Annotated in this window: 1 protein-coding gene; it reads right to left on the bottom strand. The window is 57.2% G+C overall.

Features of this window, described 5'->3' with window-relative positions:
* On the bottom strand, positions 1-592 hold a 592-nt coding region (locus A3730_RS08710; RefSeq protein ID WP_197477382.1), incomplete at its 3' end, for a S8 family serine peptidase.
* Between the last annotated feature and the right edge of the window lie 132 nt (positions 593-724).

The following is a 724-nucleotide window of genomic DNA, read 5'->3' on the forward strand; positions in this document are numbered from 1 at the left end:
CGTTGCAGTCTTCAAAGTCGTCAGGGTTAACACTGCCACCAAACAGGAAACCCCCGGAGCTCACGAAATTGCGACCGGGCAGTACTCGGCCGGTAAATTCCTGATGTGTGGTGCGCACGCCGGTATCCACCACATAGATGTTCACATCACGCCCGCCGTTGTCTGGATACTGAAAACTGCTATCCAGCGGCAGGGCCGGTTGATCGACCCGGTCCAGGCCCCAGGTGGCGTTACTCTGCACGGCTACGGTGGTCACCATGCGGTCCGGCTCAACCGAGATGACACCGGGCAGAATACCAAGCAAGTTTGCCTGCAGGTTGGTCAATCTTACGGTCATGCCCAGCAAGGCATGGTCATAGGTATAAAGCACCTCGCCCCCACCAATACCGGCCAGCAGCGTTTGAATAGCTGTGGTCAGGCTGGTGAGGCCCAGTTGCTCGGTGATATTCGGTGCCAGGGTCACAATGTATTGGTTTTGGATGATCTCCCCCATGGCGGGGGTATTGTTATCGTCGGCGGCCCAGGCGGGTGACAGCACGCTGCCCCCCAGAACGGCGGCCAACACGGCGGCCTTGAATGTCGATCGTGGCATTGCGTTCCCTCCAGTACGTTAGTGTCAGAACGCTAGGGAAACGCCGTGTATCTCTCCATGGGCAGGGTGTAGTTTTTTGTTGTTTTGAAAGGGGTTCAGCGGCCTGTAAGCGCCGCTTTTAAAGGCAAGAAG

This window comes from Alcanivorax sp. HI0044 (genome assembly GCF_001634945.1).